The organism is Stenotrophomonas sp. MYb57 (assembly GCF_002966815.1).
Classification (GTDB): domain Bacteria; phylum Pseudomonadota; class Gammaproteobacteria; order Xanthomonadales; family Xanthomonadaceae; genus Stenotrophomonas; species Stenotrophomonas indicatrix.
Map to the genome: position 1 here is coordinate 2,346,935 of NZ_CP023271.1, position 25,511 is coordinate 2,372,445.

Genomic DNA, 25,511 nt, shown 5'->3' on the forward strand with positions numbered 1-25,511 from the left:
CTGCCGCATTCCCGACGTCCAAGGAACCGACGCATGCTTCAACCCGTTTCCTGCGCGCTGGCGCTGGCCTGCCTGCTGGCAGCCGGCCCGGTGCTGGCCGACGCCGACGCGACGGCTGTACCCGCAGTCGCGCCGCCGTCCACCGGCAGCGATGCCGAGGCCAGCAACAACTTCAGCTTTGTACGTTATCGCGCCGACTACCAGGTGCGCGCCGATGCCGGCAACGTGCAGACTGAAACCTACGAAATCCTGCTCAAGACCAAGGCAGCGGTGGAGCAGTTCAGCCAGGTGCGGTTGAGCTACAGCGAGAAGATGGAAACGCTGGATGTGGTCAACGCTTATACGCTGACCGCCGACGGCCAGCGCCGCGAAGTGCCGGCCGACCGCATCTACACCCAGGAAAGCTATTCCAGTGCCTCGGCGGCGATGTATGCCGACCGCAAGGTGCGGGTGATCGTGTTCCCGAACCTGGCGCCGGGCACGCGGCTGTTCTACCAGGTGCGCCGGACCCAGTTGACGCCGTATTTCCCGGGCTACTTCGGCCTGTGGGAAACCTTCAATGTTTTCACCCAGTACGACGATGCCGAAGTGACCCTCAGCGCGCCGGCCAATCTGCCCATGTTCGTGGACAGCCGTGGCGTGCAGGGCAGTGACCGGCCGGTGGTGAAGAACGGCCAGGCGCAATGGCGCTGGCGCTACCAGCGCCGCGAGCCGATGCAGGCGCAGAACTGGTCGGCGGCGGTGTGGGAGTTCGGGCCGAACATCATGGCCAGCACCTATCGCGACTGGGCGCAGATGGGCCGCGCCTACCAATTGAAAGCAGGGCCGGCCGCACAGGTCACCCCGGAGATCCAGGCGCTGGCCGATGAAGTCACCGCCGGCATCAGCGACCGTCGCGCGCAGGCCGATGCGCTGTACCGCTGGGTGGCGCAGAACATCCGCTACGTGGCGGTGTACCTGGGCAATGGCGGCCTGGAACCGAACAGTGCGCAGAGCATCCTCGACAACCACTATGGCGACTGCAAGGACCACGTAACGATCCTCGAGGCGCTGCTGGCGGCCAAGGGCATCACCAGTTCGCCGGTGCTGATCGGTGCCGGTGGCGGCCCGACGCTGCCGAAGATTCCGCTGCTGGGCCGCTTCAACCACGCCATCACCTACGTGCCCGAGTTCGACCTGTACCTGGATTCGACCAGTGCCTGGGCGCGCTTCGGCCAGCTGCCCGATGGCGACCTCGGTGCGCCGGTGCTGCACACCCGCGATGCCACCCTGGCACGCACGCCGGCCAATGATCCGCAGCGCAACGCCACGGTGATGGAGGTGCGTTTCACCTTCGACGCGCAGGGCAACCTGCGTGGCGAGACGGTGCCGCAGCTGAGCGACAACGCCGAGATCGGCATGCGCGCGCAGTTCGCCCAGCTCAATGCACAGAACCGGGCGCGCGCTGAAGAATCGATCATGGCCGCGTCCGGTTTCGATGGCCGCGGCCAGCTGCAGCTGCAGGGTGTGCCGGTCGACCTGACCCGGCCGTTTGGCTATCGCATGGCCTTCCAGGCCGAGGACTACGTGGACTTCGATGTGGCCGGCGGCATGGCCGTGCCCGATCCGCCCGGTGGTGAATCGGTACGCGGGCTGTATGCCAGCGCCTCGGCGCCGGACAACGAGGCGCCGTTCTACTGCAATGCCAGCCTGCGCGAGGAAACCTATCGCCTGCAGTTCCCGGCCAATGCCCCGATCATCGCGATTCCGCGCAGCCAGCGGTTTGCCAATGCGGCCGGCGAGTACCGGGTCGACTGGAGCCGGCAGGGCCAGGAAGTGACCGTGCATCACCGCCTGCAGCAGAACGCGGTGCGCGGCGCCGAGGCGCTGTGCCAGCCGCAGGACTATGCCGCGTTCCGCGCGCTGTTCCGCGAGGTACGCCGCGGCTTCCGTGGCCAGGTGCTGTACGGCAAGCTGCCAGCCGCTGGCGGCTGAATCGCCGATCAGCGATCAGGGCGTCATAATGGCGTCCTGATCGCCCATTCATCTTTCGCCGGGCACACTGGCACCCAACTTTCCTGGCCGCGCGCCCACAGGATCCCTGCATGAACCTTCGCCTCCGCCGTTTCCTTGCCACCACCACCCTGGCCGTGGCCTGCGCCGCTACCGGCAGCGCCTGGGCCGGCGCCCGTGATGACCTGAAAACCTTCACCACCGGCCTGAAGGGCCTGGATGGGCAGTTCAGCCAGCAGGTGTTCGACAGCCGTGGCAAGGTCAAGGAATCCACCAGTGGTCGCGTCGCTTTGTCGGCACCGCGCCTGTTCCGTTGGGAATACGTGCGCCCGCACGAGCAGCTGATCGTGGCTGACGGCAAGAAGGTGTGGATGTTCGAGCCGGACCTGGAGCAGGCGACTGTGCGCGAGCAGGGCAAGGAAGAGCAGAACAGCCCGCTGACCGCGCTGATCAACCCGGCACTGCTGGAGCAGCAGTACGACGTGAGCGAAGAGGCCGCTACCCGCGATGGCCTGCAGTGGCTGTCGCTGTCGCCGAAGCGCGAGACCGAAGCCAGCTTCCAGTACGCCGCGCTGGGCTTCAACGCGCAGGGCCTGGCGAAGATGGAGATCACCGATGCCGTGGGCCAGCGCACCGTGATCAGCTTCAGCGGCTGGAAGCGCAACCCCAGCTTCGCCGCCAACACGTTCCGCTTCACCCCGCCGGCCGGTACCGACGTCATCGGCAACTGATCGCAGTCGCCGGGCATGGCCCGGCGCTACCTGCGCTGGTGGGTGTCAACCGGCACCGCCTTGGTAGGTGTCAACCTTGGTTGACATGCTTTTGATCTGCCGGCCAGCGGCCGGCACCACCGATTGCCGCAGATTTCCCGTCCGCCGGCATGGCCCGGCGCTACCGCCCTTGGCAGGTGTCAACCGGCACCGCTTTGGTGGGTGTCAACCTTGGTTGACACGCTTTTGATCTGCCGGCCAGCGGCCGCCACTACCGATCGCCGCAGCTTTCCGGTCCGCCGGGCATGGTCCGGCGCTACCGCCCTTGGTAGGCGTCAACCTTGGTTGGCATGCTCTCGCGGTACAATGACCGCGTGCCAAGACATCGCTCCACTTCATTCCCCGGCCCCGATCTGCTGAGTGTCGATCGGGAACACATGCGCCCGCTGGCCGAGCGCATGCGCCCCCGCACCCTGGATGAGATGGTCGGGCAGAAGCGTCTGCTCGCGCCAGAGAGCGCGTTGCGCCGCGCCGTCGAATCCGGACGCGTGCATTCGATGATCCTGTGGGGACCGCCCGGTTGCGGCAAGACCACGCTGGCGCTGTTGCTGGCTGAATACTCCGACGCCGAATTCCGTGCCATTTCCGCCGTGCTGTCCGGCCTGCCGGAGGTGCGCCAGGTGCTGGCAGAGGCCGCGCAGCGCTTCGCCGAAGGTCGTCGCACGGTGCTGTTCGTCGATGAAGTGCACCGCTTCAACAAAGCGCAGCAGGATGCGTTCCTGCCGCACATCGAGCGCGGCACCATCCTGTTTGTTGGTGCAACCACCGAGAACCCGTCGTTCGAGTTGAACTCGGCGCTGCTGTCGCGTTGCCGCGTGCACGTGCTGGAAGGTGTTTCGCCAACCGACATCGTCGAAGCCCTGGAACGTGCGCTCGGTGATCGCGAGCGCGGGCTGGGCGAAGAACGCATCGAAGTCGCGCCCGAGCTGCTGCTGGAAATCGCCACCGCCGCTGATGGCGACGTCCGCCGTGCGCTGACCCTGCTGGAAATCGCCGCCGAGCTGGCGGGCGGGGAGGGTGGTCGCATCACCCCGCAGACGCTGACCCAGGTGCTGGCCGACCGCACCCGCCGCTTCGACAAGGGCGGCGAGCAGTTCTACGACCAGATCTCGGCGCTGCACAAGTCCGTGCGCAGCTCCAATCCCGATGCCGCCTTGTACTGGCTCACGCGCATGCTCGACGGCGGCTGTGATCCCTCGTATCTGGCGCGCCGGCTGACCCGCATGGCCATCGAGGACATCGGCCTGGCCGATCCTCGCGCGCAGAGCATGGCGCTGGAAGCGTGGGACATCTACGAGCGGCTCGGCAGCCCGGAAGGCGAGCTCGCCTTCGCGCAGCTGGTGCTGTACCTGGCCAGCACCGCCAAGTCGAATGCCGGCTATGCCGCCTTCAACCAGGCCAAGGCCGATGTGCGCGACAGTGGTACCGAAGAAGTGCCGCTGCACCTGCGCAATGCACCGACCAAGCTGATGAAGGAGCTGGGCTACGGTGCCGAGTACCAGTACGACCACGATGCCGAGGGCGGCATCGCGCTGGACCAGACCGGTTTCCCCGATGCGATGGGCGAGCGGGTGTATTACAACCCGGTGCCGCGCGGGCTGGAGATCAAGTTGAAGGAAAAGCTCGACCGGCTGCGTGCCGAGCGTGAGGCGGCGAGGGCGGCCAAGGGCGCGTAGTCGTCTGCGTGTGGCAAGGCGGCGCATTGCTCCGCTCGCATGCATTTGGCAGACTGCGCGGCTTATTTTTCAAGGAACGATGCCGTGCAGGAAATGATTCTGCCGTTGAAGCGCTACGCCCAGTTCGAAGGCCGCGCCAACCGCCGCGAGTACTGGATGTTCCAGCTGTTCCTGCTGCTTGCGGGAGCCGCGGTATGCGTGATTGCGCTGACAGTGGCGCTGGTTGCCGGCCTCGTGCTGGAAGCCGATTCCAGCTGGATGGCCGGGATCACGATCGGCGCGGTGGCACTGGTGGGTGCGCTCTGGCTGGCCACGATCGTGCCGCTGATCGCGGTGACCGTGCGCCGCCTGCATGACTGCAACCAGTCAGGGTGGCTGTACCTGCTGGCGCTGGTGCCGGGCGGTGGCGTGGTGATCCTGATCTTTGCGCTGCTGCCGGGTACGCCGCAGGACAACCCGTACGGTCCGGTGCCCGCCGGCCCCTGAGTCAACGGGTTTCGGCCCGATGCAACGAAGCCGGCCCAAGGCCGGCTTCGTTGTTTCTGCGCTGCTGTCGGCGGTGCCGAACCGATTACTGCAGAACGCAGTCGCCCAGCGCCAGGTAATCCGATCCCGAACTGAACTGCAGTGTGCAGCTGGCGGTGAAGGTGACGCCTTCCTCCATCGCTGCAAGCTTGGCGTTCTGCTCGTCGTCGGAGGCGGTGAGGCGGGCCAGCACCTGGCCATCTTCGTCGCCAGCCTCAAGGACCGGCTCGCCCTGCAGGTTGCTTGAGGCGCCCAGGCTCACTGCCGTGAACTGAACGGTCTGGTTGAGCTGTTCCAGCCCGAGGGAGGAATAGCCGGCCTCTTCATAGGCCGAATACAGCCCGGCCAGGCTCGGCGCGGCATGGCCGGCCAGCGGGGCGAGAAGGCCGGCGACGAGTGCGATCAGTACTTTGTGCTTCAAGGGGTTCTCACAATCATGGGATCCGATCCCATGGCGGTTGTGGAGCTTATGGGCAGGGGCCAGGCAGGCACCCGCAAGGGCGGGGCGATTCCTGCGCCCCGATGGCAGGCAAAGTAGATGAACCCAGACTTCCGGTGCAAGCGCTGGCGTACGCACTGTCGCGCGCGTGATACATAGCGTGACGTTTGATCGATGTGATAATCATTCGCGTTTAAGGTAGACTGCGGTCCCTTGTGAACCGGTGGCCGTGTGCCGCTTTCGCCGTCACTGATGAAGTCTTCCGTCCTGCCTCCGCGCCGCGGCCCGCTGCTGTCCGGCCTGGCCGCCTTGATGATGGGCCTGCTCCTGGCTACCCCGTACGCATACGCGCAGCAACGCAATCCGCTGCAGAAGATGGGCCAGACGGTGCTCGATGCACCGGCGGCCAGCTATCGCTTCGAGCGTTTCGTGATCGACAGCCCCGACCAGCAGCGTCGTTGGCGGGTGAATGTGGCGATTCCGGCCAAGGCCTCCAAGGCGCCATCGCCGGTGCTGTACGCACTGGACGGCAACGCCGTGGCGATGGTGCTGGATCAGCCGCTGCTGGCCGAGCTGGCCGCACGCAAGGCGCCGCCGGTGCTGGTGCTGATCGGCTACGACAACGACCTGCGCATCGATTCGACGTCGCGCACCCGCGACTACACCGCATGGATCGATCGCGCCGATGACGAAAGTGGCAGGACGCAAGCTGTCGGCGGCGGCGCAGCGGCCTTCCTGGACATGATCGAGCGCCGCATAAAGCCCGAAGTGGAACGCCGCGCCAACATCGATCGCCAGCAGCAGGCCCTGTGGGGCCATTCGCTGGGCGGCCTGTTCGTGCTCAGCAGCCTGTACACCCGTCCGGCCGCCTTCCAGTACTACCTCAGTGCCAGTCCGTCATTGTGGTGGAGCCAGGGTGCGCCGCTGGGTGACATCGAGCAGCAGTTCGTGCAGAACGTGCACGGCCAGCCAGCAAAGGTGTGGCTGATGCTGGGCGGTGCCGAGCGCGTCGGCGACCGTGGCAAGCGCGACATGAGCAATCCGCGCGTGGTCGCGCATCTGCGCCGCATTGGTGGCGCCACCCCGGATGCGGCGATGCAGCTGTCCGAGCGCCTGGGCAAGGTGCCGGGGCTGAGCGTGCAGTACCGCGAGTTCCCGGGCCTGGGCCATGGCCCGATGCTGCCGGCGTCCTTCCACGCGGCGCTGCACGAGCTGTATGGCGTGAGCGACCGCAGCGCCGCCGACGGCCAGCCGGCCGGTGGAGACAACGCCGCCGAATGACCCCCTCGCACGGCAGTGCCGTGCGACCCCACTACCCAGGCGGACTGTCGATGTGCAGCGGCCAAGGCAACCGATGAATCCCGCGCCACCAGGCGCGGCCTACGTGTGCAAGGAGCCTTCCATGTCATTCCGTCCGTCTTTCCGCCTCACTTCCCTGGCCGCCGGCCTGCTGCTGGCAGTGACCGCCAGCGCACAGCCGGTGTTCGACCAGCCGGCCAGCGCTACCTTCAAGGGCCAGGTTGTCTCACGCGGTGAGAACGTGGTTCCCGGCAGCACCGCCGATGTCACCGGCCGCGGCTTCGTGCCGGGCCAGCAGGTCAGCCTGCTGCGTGGCGATACCGTGCTCAACAGCCAGCCGGTGGTGGTCGATGCCGATGGCAACTTCAAGACCCAGCTGGCCATTCCGGCCGACGCCGTGCCGGGTACCCATCCGGTGGTGGTGCGCGCCAGCCAGCCGGCCGCCGCAGCCGTGCTGAAGCTGCGTGTGTCGCCGCAGCTGCCGCTGTCGGGCCAGGCGAAGTTCGCCACCCAGTCCAACAAGCTGGTGCCGGGCCTGTACCAGTCGGCCTACAGTGCTGCCAGCAATGCCGTGTTCGTGACCTCGGCCGTCGGCCGCCCGCCGGTCACCCAGTCGCAGCTGCTGAAACTGGACCCGAATTCGCTGAAGGTGACCAAGGCCATCACCCCGGCGCAGGTGCCGGGCAGCACCAACGGTGCGGTGTTCGCGGTGTATGGCGTGGGCGTCGATGATGCCAATGGCAATGTCTGGGTCAGCAACACCCGCCAGGACACCGTGGCTGTCTATCGCCAGGCGGATCTGTCGCTGGTCCATCAGTTCCCGGTCGGCGCCGTGCCGCACGCCCGCGACGTGGTGGTCGACAGCACGCACGGCAAGGTGTTCGCCTCGGCCGCCGGTGAGGACCATTTGTCGGTGTTCGATGCGAAGACGCTGAAGGCACTGGAGCCGATCACCCTGGCCTCCGGCGTGGATGACGAGAAGTTCGTGCCGATGAGCCTGGTGCTGGATGAGCCCAGCGGCAAACTGTTCACGGTCAGCATCGGTACGCCGGAAGCGGCGGTGATCGATGTGGCCAGCGGCAAGGTCGACAAGGTCATCGATCTGGGCAATTCGATCAGCGCTTCGGGCGTTGCCTTCGATGCCGAGCGCAACCGCCTCTACGTGGCCTCGCAGGGCACCGACAACCTGCTGATCGTCGACGTGGCCAGCGGCAAGGTCGTGCACGACGTGCCGGTCGGCGCCGGTGCACTGAACGTGGCCTTCGATGCGAAGAGTGGCCTGGCCTATGTCACCAATCGCGGTGCCGGCACCGTCACTGCCGTCGACCGTGATGGCAAGGTGGTCGGCAACCTCGATGGCGGCACCTTCCCAAATCACGTCCGCGCCGATGGCAAGGGCAATGTCTTCGCCGTGAACAAGTCGCGTGGCGCTGAAGATCTGAAGGGTGACCGCATCACCCGCATCAGCCTGCGTCAGCTGTAAGCCACAGGGCAGGGCGGCACCCCGCCGCCCTGCCAGCAAGGAGAATCTGCATGAACATCGCTTCCCGCCTGCGCCAGTGCGCGCTCCCGATTGCCGTTTCATTGGTGCTGGCCGCCTGTGGCGACAAAGTGCCGCCGCCTGCCGGCAGCCCAGACGCAGCAGCACCGGCGGCCGCCACCGCCAAGGCGGGAGCACTTCCCGCAGGTTGGCAGCGGGTGGCAGGTAACGATGTGCCGACACTGCCGGGGCAGCAGGCGGTGCTGCCGAGCAAGGTGCACTCCGACGATGGCGCCGATGTGGAGGTGGATGACAGCAGCCGGATCATTGCCGGCGGTGACGACATCATCGCGGTGATCGAGGCGCTGGGCCTGGGCAAGCAGGTGTTCGCCGCGCCGACCAACACCACCACCGAGGCAGGCCTGGCCGCACCGCACCAGTTCCTGTTCAACCGCACGACCGGCGTGGAGGGGGTTCTCAGCCTGCAGGGGTCGCTGTTCATCGGCAACAGCCTGCGTCGCCACACCGAACTGGCAAAGAAGCTGCGCGAAGTGGGCGAGCCTGCAGTGGTGATCGATGACCTGCAGCCGGCGCCGGACAAGGTGCGCAAGATCGCCGCCGTGCTCGGTGTGGCCGACGCAGGGCAGACCCTGGCCACGCAGGTGCAGCGCCAGCTGGATGAGGCCGCCGCGATCGGCAAGGGCCTGGCGCATGCGCCGCGGGTGATCCATGTGTCGGCGACGGGAGCGGGCGGTTCGCCCACCGTGGCCGGTGCCGACAGCGCATCGGCCAAGCTGATCGCCCTGGCCGGCGGCCTGAACATCGGCACCGAGGCCGGCGTGGCCAACTATTCGCAGCTGAGCAACGAAGGTGTGGTTGCGGCGGCACCGGACGTGATCCTGGTGACCGAGCACGACCTGCAGCTGTTCGGTGGTGCCGAAGGCCTGTGGAAGGCCTACCCGACGCTGAAGCAGACCCCGGCCGGACAGGCCAACCGGGTCTGGGTGATGCCGGATGCGCAGTTGAAGTACGCCAGCATCGGTTCCGGTGCGGGGGCATTGGCCCTGGCGCAGGCGCTGGCGGCGCTGCCGAAGGCATGAGCCCTGCGGATCGACGCCGCCGTCGCGGGCGGACGATGTTGTTGATTGCGCTGCTCGCGCTGCTGGGCGCGGTGCTGGCGTCGTTCGCCGTGGGGCCGCTGCGCTTGCCACCGCTGGAAGTGATGCAGGCGCTGGCGGTGAAGCTGGGCCTGCTGGATCCGCAATCGGTCAGCAGCCGTGACCTGGCCGTGGTCTGGCAGCTGCGCATTCCGCGTGCGTTGCTGGGGGCGATGGTCGGCGCGGCGCTGGCGATGGCCGGTGCCAGCCTGCAGGGACTGTTCGGCAATCCGCTGGCCGATCCGGGCATCGTCGGTGTCAGCCAGGGCGCCGCGCTGGGTGCCGTGGCGGCGATCGTGCTGGGCGCTGCGGGTGCAGCCGGCTGGCTGGTGCCGGTGGCGGCCTTCGGCGGCGGTGCCGCCGCGATCGGGCTGACCTACGCGTTGGCGCGGCCGGGCAAGGGCAGTGGCAATGCCACGCTGTTGCTGGTGGGCATTGCGATGGCCGCGTTCTGTTCGGCACTGATCGGCTTCCTGACCTACATCGCCAACGAAAGCGAGCTGCAATCGCTGGTGTTCTGGCAGATGGGCTCGCTGGCGCGCGCGAACTGGGCCGACGTGGTGGCGGTGCTGCCGCTGTTCGCCATCGGCGCGTTCGCACTGCATCGCTTGGCCACGCCGCTGGACATGCTGGCGCTCGGCGAGCGCCAGGCACAGCATCTGGGGCTGGACGTGGCGCGTACACGGCGCCTGCTGGTGGCCTTCAGTGCGCTGCTGGTCGGCGCGGCGGTAGCGTTCGCCGGCTCGATCAGTTTCGTCGGCCTGGTGGTGCCGCACGTGGCGCGCCTGCTGGTTGGCCCTGGCCACCGCTGGCTGCTGCCGTTGTCGGGTCTACTGGGTGCACTGCTGATCGTGGTGGCCGACACTGCGGCGCGCACCCTGGACCCGCCTGCCGAGATTCCGCTGGGCCTGTTCTCCGCCGCGCTGGGCGCGCCGTTCTTCCTCTGGCTGGTGCTGCAGCAGCGCCGCAAGGCGGCGGCATGAGCGCCTTCCTGCAACTGCGCGACGTGGTGGTGCGTCGCCAGCAGCGCGAGATCCTGCATGGCATCACCCTCGCATTCGAGCCGGGCACGGTGACGGCGCTGGTGGGGCCCAACGGTGCCGGCAAGTCGACCCTGCTGGGCGTGGCGGCTGGAGATCTGCGTGCCGACGGTGGCGATGTGCAGCTGCATGGACGTCCGCTGCGCGACTACAGGGCTGGGCCGCTTGCACGCGAACGTGCGGTGATGCCGCAGGAGCACGGCGTGCGCTTCGCCTTCAGCGTGGAGGAAGTGGTGGCGATGGGGCGCCTGCCGCACCCGCCGGATCCGCAGGTGGATGAGGCTCAGGTGGAGCGGGCGATCGATGCTGCCGAACTGCAGGCGCTGCGCCTGCGCGAAGTGCAGCAGTTGTCCGGCGGCGAATCGGCGCGCACCACGTTCGCGCGCGTGCTGGCACAGGACACGCCGTTGCTGCTGCTGGATGAGCCTACGGCTGCCTTGGATCTGCGCCACCAGGAGCGCACCCTGCGCAGCGTACGTGCCTGCGCCGAAGCCGGTGCGTGCGTGATCGTGGTACTGCATGACCTCAACCTGGCGGCCGGGTACTCCGATCGCATCGTATTGCTGGAGCAGGGCAGGGTGGCCGCTGACGGCACGCCTTCGCACGTGCTGACCGAGGGCAACCTGCAGCGTGTCTACCAGCAGGACGTGGTGGTGCTGCAGCATCCGCGACGTGGTGTGCCGTTGGTTGTGGTGACCTGATGCAGTAAAGCTTCCTTGCGCAGCGCGACGTATCATTGTCGGTTCGTTTTTCTCAACGGAATGACCCCCATGAACTACATCCTCCCGCGCGCGACACTGCTGGCTTCGATCATTGCTGCATCGTGCACGGCGCACGCCGCTCCCGTCCGCACGGTTGTGCTGGACAAGGTCGCTGATCAGGCGACCTCGATCGAAATCCGCCATGCGAAGGGTGCCGGCGCCGCCTCCGATCTTTTCACCACGCACTACTACACCGGTGGCGCGATGCTGATGACCTGGGGCAATCAGAGCGTGCTGCTGCTCTGCAAGAAGTCGGCGTATCTGAAGCTGCCGGGCATGAAGCCTGCGGCCAGCGAACTGCCGCTGGAGAAGCGGCAGATGATCGGCTACGAAGCGATGATGGCCGGCTACGGCAGCCTCGCTTCGATCAGTGGACTGGTGGATGGCAAGATCGAGGTGGCTGATGACGGCAGTGAAGTGCGTCGCCAGGCCGAGCGGTCGTGGGCCTACGGCGTTGAGCGTTACGACGTGATCAGCCAGCGCATGCCCAATGGTGCGCTGCGCGTGCGCGCACTGAAGACCGCCACGGTGAACAACGCAAAGCCGTCCAAGCCGGGCGACACCTTCAGCACCGATGACGACCAGGCTGCCCGCCTGAGCGAGCTGGGTGCGGTGGGCGCCTGGACTGAAGTGACCATCCACGACACGCCCCGTCGAGGCGAGATCAATGCCGCCTTCCCGCTGAAGGACTGGGTGTCGGTGACGGGGGATCACGCCGCGACGGTGGGTGAGGCGCGGCGGATCAATGGGTGCGAATGATCGTTCCTGGGTGATTGCTGCCCCGTTGCGCCTCATCGTTCCATCCATGCGCGCAATATTCACTTGCGCGCCAGATTGACAGGTCTAGAATGCGCCGCATGAACCGGATGCCGCTCCTGAAGTTTTTCACCCTGACCCGCGCAAGCGCGGAACGGGCGTGTCTGCCTGGAGCCCTACGAGGCCGCTGATCGCGGCCTTCGCTGGACCATCCACAGAGCGCCCTCCGGGGCGCTCTTTTCGTTTCCACCCCCCCATCCCTCAACCCGCTCCACCGCAAGGAGAACGTGCCATGCACCAGATCGCCGAGACCGAACGCTAGCCGCACACGCCGTTGCCAACCGGCGTGTGCGGCCCCCGAAGTTGGCCCAGCAGGAACCTTTCTCATGAACACCAACACCCAGACGCTGTCGCGTCTTCGCAACCTCGGCATCATTGCCCACATCGACGCTGGCAAAACCACCCTTACCGAACGCCTTCTGTGGAAGACCGGCGAGATCCACCGCGTCGGCGAAGTGCATGACGGGAACGCGACCACAGACTTCTCGGCGATCGAGCGCGAACGTGGCATCACCATCGGTGCGGCCGCCGTGCACGCACAGTGGGCGCCGCGCGATCTGCCGCTGCACCAGCTGACCCTGATCGACACGCCCGGCCACATCGACTTCGCCATCGAGGTCGAGCGCTCGCTGCGCGTGCTCGACGGTGCCGTGGCCGTGTTCTCGGCCGTGGACGGCGTGCAGCCGCAATCGGAAACCGTGTGGCGCCAGGCGCGCCGGCATGGCGTGCCGTTGATTGCGTTCGTCAACAAGATGGATCGCATCGGTGCCTCGTTCGAGCGGGTGCTGGAGCAGCTGCAGGACAAGCTGCGGGCGCGACCGTGGGCGCTGGGCGTGCCGCTGGGCAGTGAGGGCGACTTCCACGGCTGGGTCGACCTGGTCGATGGCCGCGTGCTGCAGTGGCAGGACGCAGGCGCGGCGACAGTGACGGCATGGAGCGAAGCCGAGCGCGCGCAGTGGCAACCGCAGCGCAATGCGCTGGTCGAAGCCGTGGCCGACCATGATGATGTGCTGGCAACGGCATGGCTGGAAGGTCGTGACATCGACGCGGCGACGCTGCGCGCAGCGATCCGTCGCGCGACGCTGGCGGGCGCCGGCGTACCGGTGCTGGCGGGTGCTGCCTTCAAGGACAAGGGCATCGAAACGCTGCTGGATGCGGTGGTCGATTACCTGCCGTCGCCGCTGGATCGTCCTGCGGTCACTGCCGAAGGCGAGGGCGGCGACGTCCTGCTGCCGCCGGATCCGGACGGTCCGCTGGCTGGCCTGCTGTTCAAGATCACCCACCAGCAGCACGGTGCGTTGAGCTTCGTGCGGCTGTACTCGGGCACCTTGAAGGTTGGCGACAACGTGGCCAGCTCGCAGCACCCGCAAGGGCGTCGCATCAGCCGGCTGGTGCGCGTGCAGGCCGACCAGACCCAGGACATCGGGCAGGCCGTGGCCGGCGACATCGTGGCGGTGCTGGGCTGGAAGGATGCGGTCAGCGGTGAAACGCTGAGCGGGCGAGGGCAGCCGCTGCGCCTGGAGAGCATCCAGGCACAGGCCCCGGTACTGGCCTGGCGGTTGGAGCCGGCACGTGCGGCCGACCTGATCCGGCTGGCGCAGGGCCTGGCAAGCCTTGCCCAGGAAGATCCCTCGTTCCGGGTGGAAACCGATCGCGAGACCGGTGAAACCCTGGCTTGGGGCATGGGCGAGCTGCACCTGGAGGTGATGGTCGAGCGGCTGCGCAGCGAATGGAAGCTGGACATCGGCATTGGCGCGCCGCGCGTGGCTTACCAGGAAACGCCGCAGCGTGCCGTGGAAGGCGTCGTGGGCCGCCTGGTCAAGCAGACCGGTGGCCAGGGCCAGTTCGCGCACGTGGTGCTGGATGTGGTGCCGCGCGACGACGGCGAGGTCGTGTTCAATGACCGCATCGTCGGTGGCGTGGTGCCGCGCAACTTCATCGCTGCGGTGGAGAAGGGCGTTCGTGCCGCGCTGTCGGAAGGCCCGCAGGGCCATCCGGTGGTCGGCATCGAAGTCAGCCTGGTGGATGGCCAGACCCACGCGAAGGATTCGTCGGAGATGGCGTTCCATCGGGCCGGCAGCGAGGGTATCAAGGCTGCGTTGGCGGCCAGCGGTACGCAGCTGCTGGAGCCGGTGATGGCGGTGACGGTGCATTCGCCTTCGGCCTCGGTGGGGGACGTGGTGGGTGATCTGAATCGCCGCCATGGACGCGTTGCCCGCATCGACGACCAGGACGGTCGCGCCGAAGTCAGCGGATTCGCGCCGCTGGCGCAGCTGGTCGGGTATACGACCTCGCTGCGTTCGCTGAGCCAGGGACGGGCCAGCAGCGAATCGCACCTGCATGGCTACGAGCCGGTGCGTGCAGCGTAAGGTGGATGCAGGGAGCCCGTTCGCGGGCTCCCTTTTTTGTGTTGGCGGGGGTCATCCACGCGTGACGTGGATCTGCCGATCTTTGCATTGGCGGGGGTCTATCCACGCATGGCGTGGATCTACTTCCCACGCCATGCGTGGATGGGTGCCATCCGTGCGCCACGCAGTTGCATTGCATTGCAACAAAACTGCAGAAAAAGCTGGATTAAAGTGATGCCTCACGATAAATTGCGCACCCCCCGTTGCTTGCCGCCGCCCGCACCCTGCCCATGCGTGATGACAATGATCCCGGAACCCTGGAGCTGACCCTGCCGCGCAAACGCGGTCGGCCGCCCAAGTTCGGGTACGCAATGAGCGATGCACAGCGGGCTGCACGCTATCGGGCACGGCGCGCTGGCCAGGCCAACCACGCCGATGTGCGGCATTGCAGCGACATGGTCCTGCTGGACAAGATCCGCGCAGCGGTCAGTGCGCGCGACACCGAACTGGCCGGCTTCCTGGTCCACGTACTGTGGCAGCGCTACCCGTTGCAGTTGAAATAAGTCGGCCGCGGGGTGGCCGTTGTCACCTGCCTTGTTGATAATGCGGGATTCAGGTTGTTCCCGCTGGCGCGCCCGGGATGGCAGGCGCGCATGATCGACATGGTTTCCACGATGACCACCACCAGCGACACCACCACCGAAGCTGCGCCGAGCAGCGCGCCCCTGTTCTACACCCGCCCGGTGCCGCTGCAGGCAGACTTGCACGCCGATCTGCGCATCCTGCCGGGCAAGCTCGAGTTCGCTGCCAGCAGCAACTCCATCCCGCTGGTGCTGGGCGAATTCTCGCTGGCGCTGCACCACTTCCCGATCCTGTTCGCAGGCCCGAGCGCGGTGCCGATGGCCGCGGTGGGTGTGACCACCGACAACCTGTTCATCACCGATGGCCTGTGGGACGACGAGACCTACATCCCGGCCTACCTGCGCCGCCATCCCTTCATCTTCATCGACACCGGCGCGGACAATGACTTCCTGCTCGGCATCGACGAAGACAGCCCGCGCATCGTCCGTGGCGGCGAAGAAGGCCAGCCGCTGTTCGTCGATGGCAAGGCCACCGAGATGGTGCAGCAGGCGCTTGAGTTCTGCGGCCAGTTCACCCGCGAGCACGAGCAGACCCAGGCCTTCTCCAAGGCACTGGTCGACAACGGCCTGCTGGTCGAGCGCAATGCAACCGTGCGCCTGCCCGATGGTCGCGAGTTCAACCTCAACGGCTTTTTCGTGGTCGACGTCGAGAAGTTCATTGCGCTGCCGGATGCGACCGTCATCGAATGGCACCGCAACGGCTGGTTGGCGCTGATCCACCAGCACCTGATGTCGCTGGGTCGCTTCAACGACCTGACCCGCCGCCAGGCAGGCCGCAACGCCGCCTGATTCAGGGCGACGGCGCGGTTCCCGCACCCCGGGAGCCGCGCCACGACTGCAGCTCGGCCAGCAGCTGGCGCGCATCGTCCCAGCCGGGCGGCACGCGATCGCCCAGCTCCCATAGCTCGCCGGCGCGTGCATCCATGCCGCCCGCGCTGAGCATCTGCAGCACGCCCTGCAGGCGATGCGCATGATGGCGCAGCTGCGCGGCATCGCAACGAGCGATCGCTTCGTGCAGGCATTGCAGCTCGCGATCGATATCTTCTTCGTAGGCGGCCACCAGTTCGCGGGCCGTGCTTTCGAAGGCACGGCCGGGCACAGGCTGGTCCAGCGCCTGCAGCAGCGCATCGGCCTGCAACGGCTTGAGCAATACCGCGTCGATGCCGACAACCTGGCAGCGCAGCGTGTGATCGTCGCCAGTGAAGGCGGAAAGCGCGATCAGCCGGGCGCGCGGCGCGCCCTCTGCCTCATGCAGCCGCAATTGCCGGGCCAGCGCGTAGCCATCCATTCCCGGCAGACCGATGTCCAGCATCAGCAGCGGGCAGGGCGCCTGCATCTGGGCCGCCAAGGCATCTTCGGCATTGGCAGCCTCCTGCACCGTCGCGCCCCAGCGCCGCAGCTGGGCGGCAATGACCTGCCGGGTCAGCGCGTGATCCTCCACCAGCAGGATGCGCGTGCCGGCCAGCCGGGGCGGGGCGGACGCAGCGGCAGTGGCCGGTGCATCTTCCTGCACCTGCTGCACGGGCAGGCGAAGAATGAAGCGGCTGCCACGGCCATGCACGCTATGGACATCCAAGGTGCCGCCCATGGCCTCGGCCAACGTGCGACAGATGGAAAGACCCAGGCCGCTGCCACCGCGCTGCCTGCCTGCATCGGCCTGCCGGAAGGGCTCGAACAGGGCGCTCATCTGCGCTGGCGCGATGCCGATGCCACTGTCGATGACCTCTATCAACAGTGATGCGTTTTTCGTGGGCGCATCCAGCTGCAGGCGCAGTTCAACGCCGCCTACGTCGGTGAACTTGACGGCATTGCCGAGCAGGTTATCGAGCAGCTGGCGCAGGCAGTCCGGGTCCGTTGCCAGCATCGGGAACGGCGCCTGCGGTGCGCAGAGCTGCAGGCTGAGCGCCTTCTTCTGCGCGAGGGGCGTAATGGCCTGTAGCGCCTGCGTGCAGATCGCAGGGACGTTGCAGGGCACCTGCTTTGGCCGGAACGTGCCGCTGGCCAGGCGGGAGAAGTCCAGCGTGCGGTTGAGCAATCCGCGCAATGTCTGGCTGGCGGTGGCCGCAGCGGCTACCAGTTCGCGTTGCCCGGCTGGCAGTGGCGCCTGGCCCAGCAGGTCGATCGACGCCATGACGGCCTGGGCGGAATTACGCACCTCATGGCTGATCATGCCCGTCATCTGCGCCTGCTTCTGATCAAGACCCTGCTGCTGGCGCAGCCTGCGTGCAGCCAGCAACGGGAATGCCAGCAGCAGGGCTGCGGCTGGCAACAGCCAGAGCACGGTGCCATCGAGGCCTTCGCGCACCTTCTGGCCGAGCGCGGCCGGCAGCGTCTGCCGCGCCCAGCGCTGCAGCAGCTGGGCATGCTCTTCGATGGTGATGTCATCCAGTGCCGCCTCGATACGATCAAGCAGCGCCTGATCTTCGCGCCGGGCAAGCAGATGCAGCTGGGTCGAAAGATCGGCATCCACTGTCTGCAACCGCAGGCTGTGGGAGAAGTGACGTCGTGCTATCGCACCTGCAGTGGATTCCAGGCCGATCGCAACGTCGGCAATGCCGGCATCCACGGCAGCCAATGCCGCCCGCATGCTGGGGTGCGGCAGCACAGGCACTGCAGGGTGATGTTGTGCCAGCCACACAGGGTAGGGGCCTCCTTCAACCGCAGCGATGCGCAGCGTGCCGAGATCGGCAACCCGCCGCGGCAAGCGCTCGCCAATGCGGCCGGCAAGCACGCTGGCACCGCCAGGAAAACTGCGCGAGGGCGCCAGGCTGGGGCAGGGCAGGCGTGCCCCATCGTCAGCACCCATCGCCAGCACAAGATCGGCCCGCCCCTCACAGACGGCGGTCATGGCGGCGAGGGTGCTGGAAAAAGGGACTTCGACGAAGGTCAGGCCGGAATGGCGGGCCACGAGCGCGGCATAGCCATGCGCCAGCGTCTGCAGCACCTCGGGGTCGGCAGCATCTTCGGGCGCAGGGTGCAGCGTGGGGGCCGCGGCCACCCGGACCACGCGCCCCGCCGTCCATTTTCCGTGCTGAATGTCGCCTGCGGACGTACAGGGAAGCAGGGTAAACAGCGCCAGCAGCATGAGCCTGTGGCCACGCTTGGACAGCGCGGTCACAGCGCCTCCAACTGCTGCCGTATCGCGAAGATCTCCGCGTCATTACGCAACCCCAGCTTGCGCAGCGCGGCAATCTTCTGCGTGCTGACGGTCTTGATGCTGCGGTGCCGATGCAGGGCAATCTCCGAGACGGTCAGCCCATCCAGGACCAGCCGGATGACCTCGCGCTCGTTGCGGCTAAGTGCATCGCAGGGCGTCAGCAGCTTGCACGACGGCGGAATGCGGCAGAGCCCTTGGGACACGCGTACGACCGCGTCGGATAGTTCAATCAACGGCTCGGATTTGCCGACAAAACCGCTGATTCCGGCATTCAGCAGGTGGTTGATGATCGCCACCGAGGTCTGTCCGGCAAAACCCAGCAGCGTTACCCGCGGCAATGCCTGCCGCAGGTGCTCGACGAGCTCGGTGCCGCTGATATCGCCGGGCGCCAGAGTGATGTCGATGATGGCCACATCGGCATGACGTTGCTGCAGCGCCTGCACGAACGCCTGGCTGTCACTGTGGCTGGCGACGATCTCGAAGCGGCTGTCGTTGCCCAGGTGGAAGGCCGTGCCGCGGCGGACGACGTCATGGTCATCAAGCAGGGCCAGGCGAAGCCGGCGCGGTGCAGGGAATCCGTTCATGCGCAGGAGGGTTGTCAGCGCCCAGTGGCGTGGCGCTCATTCTGGCGCCGCTGTCGCGTCGAGCATCGAAAACGTTCGATTTTTGAGACTTTTCCTAGAGTGGAAGTAGGAAAAGTTGGAGGTTCGTGTCGGGATCTGCACAGCGTGGGTGCAGCGAAGTAGCCTGTTGCGTCTGATGATTTTTGAATCGCGTCTGCAATGAGCGCGCGGACTGCGTGCGCTGCGCAAGTCGAGTGCGCGCTCCGCTGGCGAAATGCCAGCGTCCATGCTCTGGTCAAGGACAGTTCCAATCACGAGACGTTCCAGGGCGGCGCAATTGACGGGTTGGCGGGCGCAATTAACGTGACGCGTCACGGTGGTCGCGGGTTTGTCGGCGTTGAATTCTGCAGGGCTCAGGGCTTGGGTTTCCCTCAGAATTGAACGTTGGTCCTGCGAGGTACGCCTGACTGGTGGAGACTGGAGCGTGCGACTGCTTGTGTGGGCGTGTGCTGCCAGGACATGCCGGGTTGTCCCTGGGGCGCCGGCGACCAGGGGTGCAGAGGCGCTATGGCTGGGGTTGGGGCCCGGGTGATGTTCGGGGTGCCATTGGTCGGGCTCGGTAGCGGAGTCGATGCCCGGTCTGCTTTGAACATAATATACATTATGCGAAATGACGTATCCGCCGGATCTGGGCCTTACCGCCTCGAAAGGCTTCTGCCACAACGAAATCCAGCGTCATCTACCTTGCCGAAGCCCTCAGAATTCGCCGTGAACGGCGGTTGGGCGTGGGTGTATCCGGTCCCGACGCCGAACCGTCCAATTTGGTCTACATGAGCCGCGGGCCGAAACCGCGGCAGCGCGTGTGAGGCGCTACCGTAGCGGCGCCGCCCCCACCCCGGCATGATCATTTGCACGCTTCATAGACCATATCGTCCATGCGACGACTAAGCATGAAAGTACGATGCAATCCGACTTCGCGGTAGATGCGGTCTCGCTCGGCCTTGGCGTTTTCGCAACGTTGACCGTCGCGGTACTACGAAATGTGATGCAGCCGTCCGCCGCCGTTGCTGCGTCGGTAGGCCTGTTTGGGTGCCCGGGGCTGGATCGCAGCTGCATTTTGCTGTCTCACGGCGCTCATTGGCAGCGACCGCATCTGACCTAGGCACTACCTCAACATTCCAGGTCTTGGTCGGAGCGCCATCGGCACATGGCATGGACTGTACTCAGTTCGGGGCTTGGTGACGCATTCGCAGATTTGCTGCTGGGCACCAACTGACCCCGCAGCCACACATAGCAGCAAACCTGCCGCAATCCTTGTGAGCATGTCTCCCCCTGAGACTGATCCTGCGCCCTGGCTTTAACCTTGGCTACGTAAATGCGGGCGTTCTCCGGGGAGAACTCAATCCCTGGCGGACTTCCTCGAAGCTGTCGCCATCACGAAGCGCGACCTTAGCAAGCGCTGCGCGCAGATCGATAGAGGCGGAGAACCAGTCAACGCCGAACCGCAAGTGCTGGCAGGGGCTCCGTCATGTCAGAATCCCCCTGTTTAAAGACGAACCACAGGGGGTTTCATGGAAACCAGAGAAAAGCGTAAGTTCGGGATGCTCACCGTTCTGTCGCTGGTAATTGCGGCTGCCGCGATAGGCGCAGCAATCAGTTGGTGGGCATTCGGCGCACCACGCGGAGTAGACCTCGCTGCCGACAGCGGTAGTACTGCCGACTGGATTGCGGCAATCGGCACAGCGGTGGTTGGTCTCGGTGCAATGTGGTTTGCCTACGAGTCCCACGGGCTTCGACTTAGGGAGGTCACTAAGGAGGAAGAAAGAGATCTGAACCTTGAGGCCGGCCGACTGCTTGCCACGTGCTACCGCTTGGAAATTGCCCGCCACCCCGGCAAGGTCTTTGAGGAGATGAGCGTCTCGAATGGGCGCGTCGATTGCAGGTTCGTCCAGGCGAGCCTGACTACAAGCCTCAACACGTTGAACGGGCTGGGGTGGAAGGAAGACGAAATCGCCGCGCTTCCGCCCGAATGCATCCCGACGATGGTTGCCTTGCAGATATCGATCAAGGCGTATTTGGATTTCGGACCCAGACTGCTGCAGAAATGCCAATCGAATGTGACACTGGCAGTAAGCACGCCTGAGTACGAGGCTGTGGCTAATGCCTCCGCCCAACTCAGAATTGAGAGTAGCGAAGTCATCGACGCACTTTTGGCGCGAATTGATGGAATAAGAGATCTGCTGCTTGAGCTGCAAGCTGCCCACTGATTCAGAAGAATTCCCGGAGGGCGGGAGAATTCTCCGAGAGCGCCCTGCCCCTAGACCTCGCTGAGATCATTGCTACACAAGGAGCGGAAAACACATTGGGCACAGTGAACATGGGAGCAAGCCGTCTAATCGCTGCAGTCTGCTGCACCGTTGCAATCGCGGCTTGCGACAGCGCCCCGAAGAACGAAGGGCGACTGACGGCGAACGATCCGACGCCTGTGAGATATGTCATTTGCTCAAGCGATGAAGCCTACTGTTTCGTGTCTGCCCGATTCAAAACCATGGACGGATGCCAGAGCCACGACAAATGGGCAAGCATGCTCTGCGACTCGAAGAGTTCGCCAGGACGTATGACATGCGAAGAAGAACCGACGAATCAGCATTCCTCGCCCTCCTATTGCTTGCCGTAACGTGGGCGAAGCTCACTTGGCGCTGCATCGATTCTGGACCGACTCAGGATGCGCCAGGCAGGCTCACATGCATCGGAAAGACGAGGTCCGAGGGGAGAGGGCACGAAGTGCGAGGGGGCAAAGGCCTGCCTCACACTTGCGGACACCTCGGATGCAATTAGAGAAACTGTGGCGCGTGGACGGGGCTACGTTGCGGGCTACAAGGGTAACGTGAATCGAAAAATTGACGAAATCGACGTGAACACTACAAGGACTATCTTGGAGTTTGCGGGAAAAGCCCGCGAAAACTGCACCAACTTTAAGGAGCTCGTCATGGCCACGAGAAGATCTCTGTGAAAGTGCGTCCACGTGCCCTGCCTCCTACCCAAGTCCCTACTCCGAGGGAGTCCGTCAGCGGCCTTGGGGTGTCGATGACGGGTGTCCCGTGTAAGCGGGACGACGAGTAACTTGATTGCGGGAGCAGCACAGATCTATCCGGCGCTTTGGGCCGGGTTCGAATCCTAGGAGCGAAATTCAGCGTCATCTACTTTGCGAAACCTTCAGAAGAAGCTCTATGAAGTCGCAGTAGGAGGCAGCTGAGCGCGGGCGGTCGTCGTCAAATACCCAGCGCTCGCTTGTGCGCCAGCGCCGCTCTCGCGCGCCACCCCATCACCGCACCACCCGCCGCAAAGCCGATCGCATAGTACACGCCGACATTGGGTTGGGTGCCGATCAGTGCGATCACGCCACTGACCATCCCGAGCACGGGGTAGACAGCCCCCAGAAGCAGCACTCGAAGTGAGCGAGACCGTTCGATACCGGCCATGCCGGCCTTGTGCCAGCGCACGAACCCGTCGTGGAGCAACGCATGGGTGAGCGCAGCAATCCCTCCTAGCAGGAGACCTGCAAGAACGTGATACAGCTCGTTGGACACCCGGGCATGCAGAGCTGACATGACCGGAAACAGCGCAATGAAGAGCACTAGCACGGTCATGTCTGCTGCGTGCGCACGTCGGGAAACGGCGGATGTCATCGGTGATTCTCCTTCTGTTGTGCGGTGATTGGGGCGATGGCTTCGGGTTTGTTCCACAGTGGGCGTACGCGATCAAGGTATCGCATAGCTCAACGGATTCGGTAGGCCAGCCGCCGCCTTTGAGGCATGGGTTGAGCTGGATACTGCTAAGCGAGAGTGTGTGTTCGTTGCAGTCATTTTCAGCGTGCCATTGCAGAGTTTTTAGCTTTTGAGGCAGACAATTTCAGTGCAAGACGAACCGTTGCAGACACTTTTGGTTGCTGGTTGCCGCAAGGTAGAGAGTATTGAAGCCCGCCCGACCCGTGCATTGGCGCCTGATTTGGGCCGGAAACTCGCGTAAACTTCTTCCTGCTTGCTAGACTCACATCCTGTGTAGTCTCTACAGTTCGAGGCGGCTGAATGCACTTCGGCATCTTTACGCCCGCTCAACGGATCTTCCGCGATGCGGCTACCGCGCGACAAGCACTTGCTTCGCAATGGATGAGTGCCGCGCAGGTCAGTCAGGGGCTTGGCTCTCATGCGCCCCACTGTAGCCACTTGGTCAGCCAGTTGCGCCGCGCTGGCAAGCTCTTGGGGGTCTACGTCACGCACCCGTCGCCCAGCTACCGGTATCCGGCTTGGCAGTTCCTCCCGAGCGGCCAGCCTGTGGGCCACCTGGCCGAGGTTTTGACTTTGTTGCGGGAGTTCGGTCCTTTTGAGCGCGAGTTAGGCGGACTGCGGCGAAGCACTTATTGGGGAGAGGTCGAGTGGTTCCTGTCGCCCCACGCGATGCTCGATGGCGCGACTCCATCCCAGATTTTGGCCACGGATCCCTGCCGCGTTCTGCGGGCCGCGTATGTGGAGTTTCAGGGCGAGGCCTGACGGCGCAGCCAATGCGCTGGAAAGCGTTTAGCGTTCTGGCTCCTTTGCAGGCACCTGGCAGCTATGTTTTCACTGTTTCGAGCGTTTCCGTTTGGGCCGAACATCAGCACTGATGCGAATTTCTTCGGATCGCTTGAGTGCTGCCTCTAGCTGCGTTGGGAGATCTCGGAGGCTCGAAAGTTGCCCCTCTAGAGCGTCACATCTGCCGCGTAGGATATCCGCCGACTGACTTGCTGCTGCGGCCGCCGATTGGGCGGCCTGGAGATTCTGGCGCAGTTGGTTCTCAAGGGTCCTGTGGTGTTCGGATGTCTCGCTTAGCTGCGCTTGGAGCTCCTTCACGTCCTGGCGTGCTCGATCCACATCGCCCAGCGCCCGATTCTCGACAGATCTGGCGTACTCGGTCCAATCCTCTCGCTCAGATTTCGCCGTTTCCAGCGCTTCGTGAAGCCGGGCATCAATATGCTGTGTTGCTGCCTCAGCTCGATCGGCTCTCCGAAGCCCGAGATCCCGCTGCTCCGTGAGCTCTGAGATCTGCAGGCGTAGCTGATCGACCAGCCGCTCCAGTTCTGCAGCTCGGGTACTAGCTACGCGTTCGCCGGCGATAGCAGCGGCGCGCTCCGAGCTCATTTGACTCAGTTCGTCAGCCACGACCCGTGACCTAGCATCCAGCGCTTCACGTTGGGTAGCCAGTGACTTCTCAGTCTCTGCGAACTCTCGAAGGGCTGCCTCCCTGGCGTGCTTCAGCGCCAGCTCCCACCATTGCCCGGCCAGTTCCGCCAACACCGCCGGGGCGTCTTCAAAGTCCGGACGTCGTGGCTGCAGGCGTGTGCCGAGTCGATTCCACCAAGTCTCTAGCCAGCGAGTGACTGTGTTCGGGGAGCCGGTCCCCAAGTGAGCCCGGATTCGCTCAACGGTGGGGCGCTCGCCCTTGGCCACCAGTTCGTCGGCGGCGGCGTGGACGTCAGATTCGGTGATACCGCGGGCCATGCGAAGTCTCCTGTACTGGCGCCCTGCTCTGCTGGTAACGTACTCGCGATAAGTGATGATTATCGTGGGTATAAACTCTAATTCGTAGTATACATTACATAGTATGAAAGATAATTCTATGATTCCCGTACTCGCCGCGACGGCCGCCAGCCTGGTGCTGCCAGAACAGCTGGCCCAGCAGGCCGCCGACGCGGTCCGCGAGCTGCTGGCCGAAGCCGCCGCCGAGAACACCACTCGTAGCTACACCAGCGCCCTACGCTACTGGGTCGGCTGGCATTCGGCGCGCTACGGCATCGAGCTGGCTTTGCCTGTACCCGAAGCCACCGTCCTGCAGTTCGTGGTCGACCATGTCCAGCGCCGCTCGACCGAGGGCGAATTGGCATGGGAACTGCCGCCCACCGTCGACCAGGCCTTGGTGGCCGCTGGCCTCAAGGCCAAGCTCGGCCCGTGGACGTTGGCCACCGTGCGGCATCGGGTCGCCGTCCTGTCCACGGCGCACCGGCTCAAGCAAGCACCCAACCCCTGCGAGCAGCCGGCGATCCGCACCGTGCTCAGTCGCGCCGCGCGGGCGGCAGTCAAGCGCGGCGAGCGGCCGCGCAAGAAGACTGCAATCACCCTGCCCGAGCTGGAAGCGCTGCTGGCCACCTGCGATGACAGCCTGGAAGGGATTCGCGACCGTGCCCTGCTCTGCTTCGGGTTCGCCAGTGGCGGGCGCCGACGCAGCGAGATCGCCGCCGCCGACTTGCGCGACCTGCGCCGCGTCGGCGAGGCGGGCTATATCTATCGGCTGGAGCACAGCAAGACCCAGCAGGCCGGCGTCACCGCGACCTCGACGCCAGACAAGCCGGTGCTGGATCGGGCGGCCCTCGCCCTGCAGGATTGGCTGGAGGCGTCCGGGATCACCGATGGGGCGATTTTCCGGCGGCTCTGGAAGAATCGGGTCGGACCTGCCCTCTCCCCGGCCGCGGTGGGCGAGATCGTGCAGCGGCGGGCGCGGCTGGCCGGGCTGGAGGGGGATTTTGGCGGGCACAGCCTGCGGTCGGGGTTCGTGACTGAAGCCAGTCGCCAAGGCGTGGCGCTGCCGGCAATCATGCAGCTGACCGAGCACCGGTCAGTGTCGAGTGTCCTGGGGTATTTCCAATCGGGTGGTGCCGCGATGAATCCCGCCGCTCGACTACTGGAAGACTAACCCGCTCTTACCTCTCAGCTCTTAGCATCGGTGCGAGTTGGCCAGAAGTGCTTTTCTAGACCAGATTGGGCGTTACCCTTGAATCAGCGGAACTCGTAGAAGCCGGCAGGCGTCTCCTGAA

Annotated in this window: 21 protein-coding genes; 16 read left to right on the top strand and 5 right to left on the bottom strand. The window is 65.3% G+C overall.

Annotated features, from left to right (window positions below):
- The first annotated feature begins 33 nt into the window (after positions 1–33).
- The 4 genes from CLM74_RS10800 (at position 34) to CLM74_RS10815 (ending at position 4,924) form a co-directional block, all read left to right on the top strand.
- On the top strand, positions 34–1,974 hold the full coding sequence (locus CLM74_RS10800; RefSeq protein ID WP_105164020.1) for a DUF3857 domain-containing protein: 1,941 nt from the start codon (positions 34–36) through the stop codon (positions 1,972–1,974).
- A gap of 110 nt (positions 1,975–2,084) precedes the next feature.
- The gene (gene lolA / locus CLM74_RS10805) at positions 2,085–2,723 is read left to right on the top strand and encodes an outer membrane lipoprotein chaperone LolA (RefSeq protein WP_025877232.1); all 639 of its coding nucleotides are present in this window, start codon (positions 2,085–2,087) and stop codon (positions 2,721–2,723) included.
- A gap of 329 nt (positions 2,724–3,052) precedes the next feature.
- On the top strand, positions 3,053–4,438 hold the full coding sequence (locus CLM74_RS10810) for a replication-associated recombination protein A (RefSeq protein ID WP_051501584.1): 1,386 nt from the start codon (positions 3,053–3,055) through the stop codon (positions 4,436–4,438).
- Positions 4,439–4,522: 84 nt separating this feature from the next.
- Complete coding sequence (locus tag CLM74_RS10815) at positions 4,523–4,924, top strand: DUF805 domain-containing protein (protein WP_025877228.1); 402 nt, start codon at positions 4,523–4,525, stop codon at positions 4,922–4,924.
- An 85-nt stretch (positions 4,925–5,009) separates the two neighbouring features.
- On the opposite strand, the gene CLM74_RS10820 is transcribed toward CLM74_RS10815, so the two are convergent.
- On the bottom strand, positions 5,010–5,384 hold the full coding sequence (locus CLM74_RS10820; protein WP_025877226.1) for a hypothetical protein: 375 nt from the start codon (positions 5,382–5,384) through the stop codon (positions 5,010–5,012).
- 270 nt (positions 5,385–5,654) lie between these two features.
- Here CLM74_RS10820 and CLM74_RS10825 point away from each other — a divergent pair, with 270 nt between their 5' ends.
- From CLM74_RS10825 to CLM74_RS10865, 9 genes are all read left to right on the top strand, one after another.
- Entirely contained in the window at positions 5,655–6,683 is a 1,029-nt protein-coding gene (locus CLM74_RS10825) for an alpha/beta hydrolase-fold protein (protein ID WP_105164021.1), read from the top strand.
- Positions 6,684–6,804: 121 nt separating this feature from the next.
- Positions 6,805–8,184 carry an ATP-binding protein gene (locus CLM74_RS10830; RefSeq protein WP_105164022.1) on the top strand — a complete coding sequence of 460 codons (1,380 nt, stop codon included), beginning with the start codon at positions 6,805–6,807 and terminating at the stop codon, positions 8,182–8,184.
- 50 nt (positions 8,185–8,234) lie between these two features.
- A complete protein-coding gene (locus CLM74_RS10835; protein WP_105164023.1) occupies positions 8,235–9,281 on the top strand; it encodes an ABC transporter substrate-binding protein in 1,047 nt (348 codons plus the stop codon).
- Positions 9,278–10,321, top strand: a complete 1,044-nt coding sequence (locus CLM74_RS10840; protein ID WP_025877218.1) for an iron ABC transporter permease — start codon at positions 9,278–9,280, stop codon at positions 10,319–10,321. The genes CLM74_RS10835 and CLM74_RS10840 overlap by 4 nt, the downstream gene beginning before the upstream one ends.
- Positions 10,318–11,079 carry a heme ABC transporter ATP-binding protein gene (locus CLM74_RS10845; RefSeq protein WP_059064165.1) on the top strand — a complete coding sequence of 254 codons (762 nt, stop codon included), beginning with the start codon at positions 10,318–10,320 and terminating at the stop codon, positions 11,077–11,079. Before CLM74_RS10840 ends, CLM74_RS10845 begins: the two co-directional genes overlap by 4 nt.
- A 69-nt stretch (positions 11,080–11,148) precedes the next feature.
- Positions 11,149–11,898: a hypothetical protein gene (locus tag CLM74_RS10850; RefSeq protein WP_105164024.1), complete on the top strand. Its 750-nt coding sequence runs from the start codon at positions 11,149–11,151 to the stop codon at positions 11,896–11,898.
- A gap of 383 nt (positions 11,899–12,281) precedes the next feature.
- Positions 12,282–14,324, top strand: coding sequence for an elongation factor G (gene fusA / locus CLM74_RS10855; protein ID WP_025877212.1), 2,043 nt, complete (start codon positions 12,282–12,284; stop codon positions 14,322–14,324).
- A 269-nt stretch (positions 14,325–14,593) separates the two neighbouring features.
- Positions 14,594–14,866, top strand: coding sequence for a hypothetical protein (locus CLM74_RS10860; RefSeq protein WP_025877210.1), 273 nt, complete (start codon positions 14,594–14,596; stop codon positions 14,864–14,866).
- Between the two features lie 111 nt (positions 14,867–14,977).
- A complete protein-coding gene (locus tag CLM74_RS10865) occupies positions 14,978–15,733 on the top strand; it encodes a SapC family protein (RefSeq protein WP_025877209.1) in 756 nt (251 codons plus the stop codon).
- A 1-nt stretch (position 15,734) separates the two neighbouring features.
- Here CLM74_RS10865 and CLM74_RS10870 read toward each other — a convergent pair whose 3' ends face one another.
- Positions 15,735–17,942, bottom strand: a complete 2,208-nt coding sequence (locus tag CLM74_RS10870) for an ATP-binding protein (protein WP_325051167.1) — start codon at positions 17,940–17,942, stop codon at positions 15,735–15,737.
- 116 nt (positions 17,943–18,058) lie between these two features.
- The gene (locus CLM74_RS10875; RefSeq protein ID WP_105164025.1) at positions 18,059–18,685 is read right to left on the bottom strand and encodes a response regulator transcription factor; all 627 of its coding nucleotides are present in this window, start codon (positions 18,683–18,685) and stop codon (positions 18,059–18,061) included.
- A 1,550-nt stretch (positions 18,686–20,235) separates the two neighbouring features.
- Between CLM74_RS10875 and CLM74_RS21515 the strand changes: the two genes are divergently transcribed.
- Positions 20,236–20,931, top strand: a complete 696-nt coding sequence (locus tag CLM74_RS21515; RefSeq protein ID WP_158684133.1) for a hypothetical protein — start codon at positions 20,236–20,238, stop codon at positions 20,929–20,931.
- Positions 20,932–21,936: 1,005 nt separating this feature from the next.
- Here CLM74_RS21515 and CLM74_RS10890 read toward each other — a convergent pair.
- Complete coding sequence (locus CLM74_RS10890; RefSeq protein WP_158684134.1) at positions 21,937–22,314, bottom strand: hypothetical protein; 378 nt, start codon at positions 22,312–22,314, stop codon at positions 21,937–21,939.
- A 438-nt stretch (positions 22,315–22,752) separates the two neighbouring features.
- Here CLM74_RS10890 and CLM74_RS10895 point away from each other — a divergent pair, with 438 nt between their 5' ends.
- Positions 22,753–23,214: a hypothetical protein gene (locus CLM74_RS10895; protein WP_105164028.1), complete on the top strand. Its 462-nt coding sequence runs from the start codon at positions 22,753–22,755 to the stop codon at positions 23,212–23,214.
- A gap of 69 nt (positions 23,215–23,283) precedes the next feature.
- Here CLM74_RS10895 and CLM74_RS10900 read toward each other — a convergent pair whose 3' ends face one another.
- Positions 23,284–24,201, bottom strand: a complete 918-nt coding sequence (locus CLM74_RS10900) for a DNA-binding protein (RefSeq protein ID WP_105164029.1) — start codon at positions 24,199–24,201, stop codon at positions 23,284–23,286.
- Positions 24,202–24,319: 118 nt separating this feature from the next.
- Between CLM74_RS10900 and CLM74_RS10905 the strand changes: the two genes are divergently transcribed.
- Positions 24,320–25,390: a site-specific integrase gene (locus tag CLM74_RS10905; protein WP_234003322.1), complete on the top strand. Its 1,071-nt coding sequence runs from the start codon at positions 24,320–24,322 to the stop codon at positions 25,388–25,390.
- The last annotated feature ends 121 nt before the right edge of the window (positions 25,391–25,511 follow it).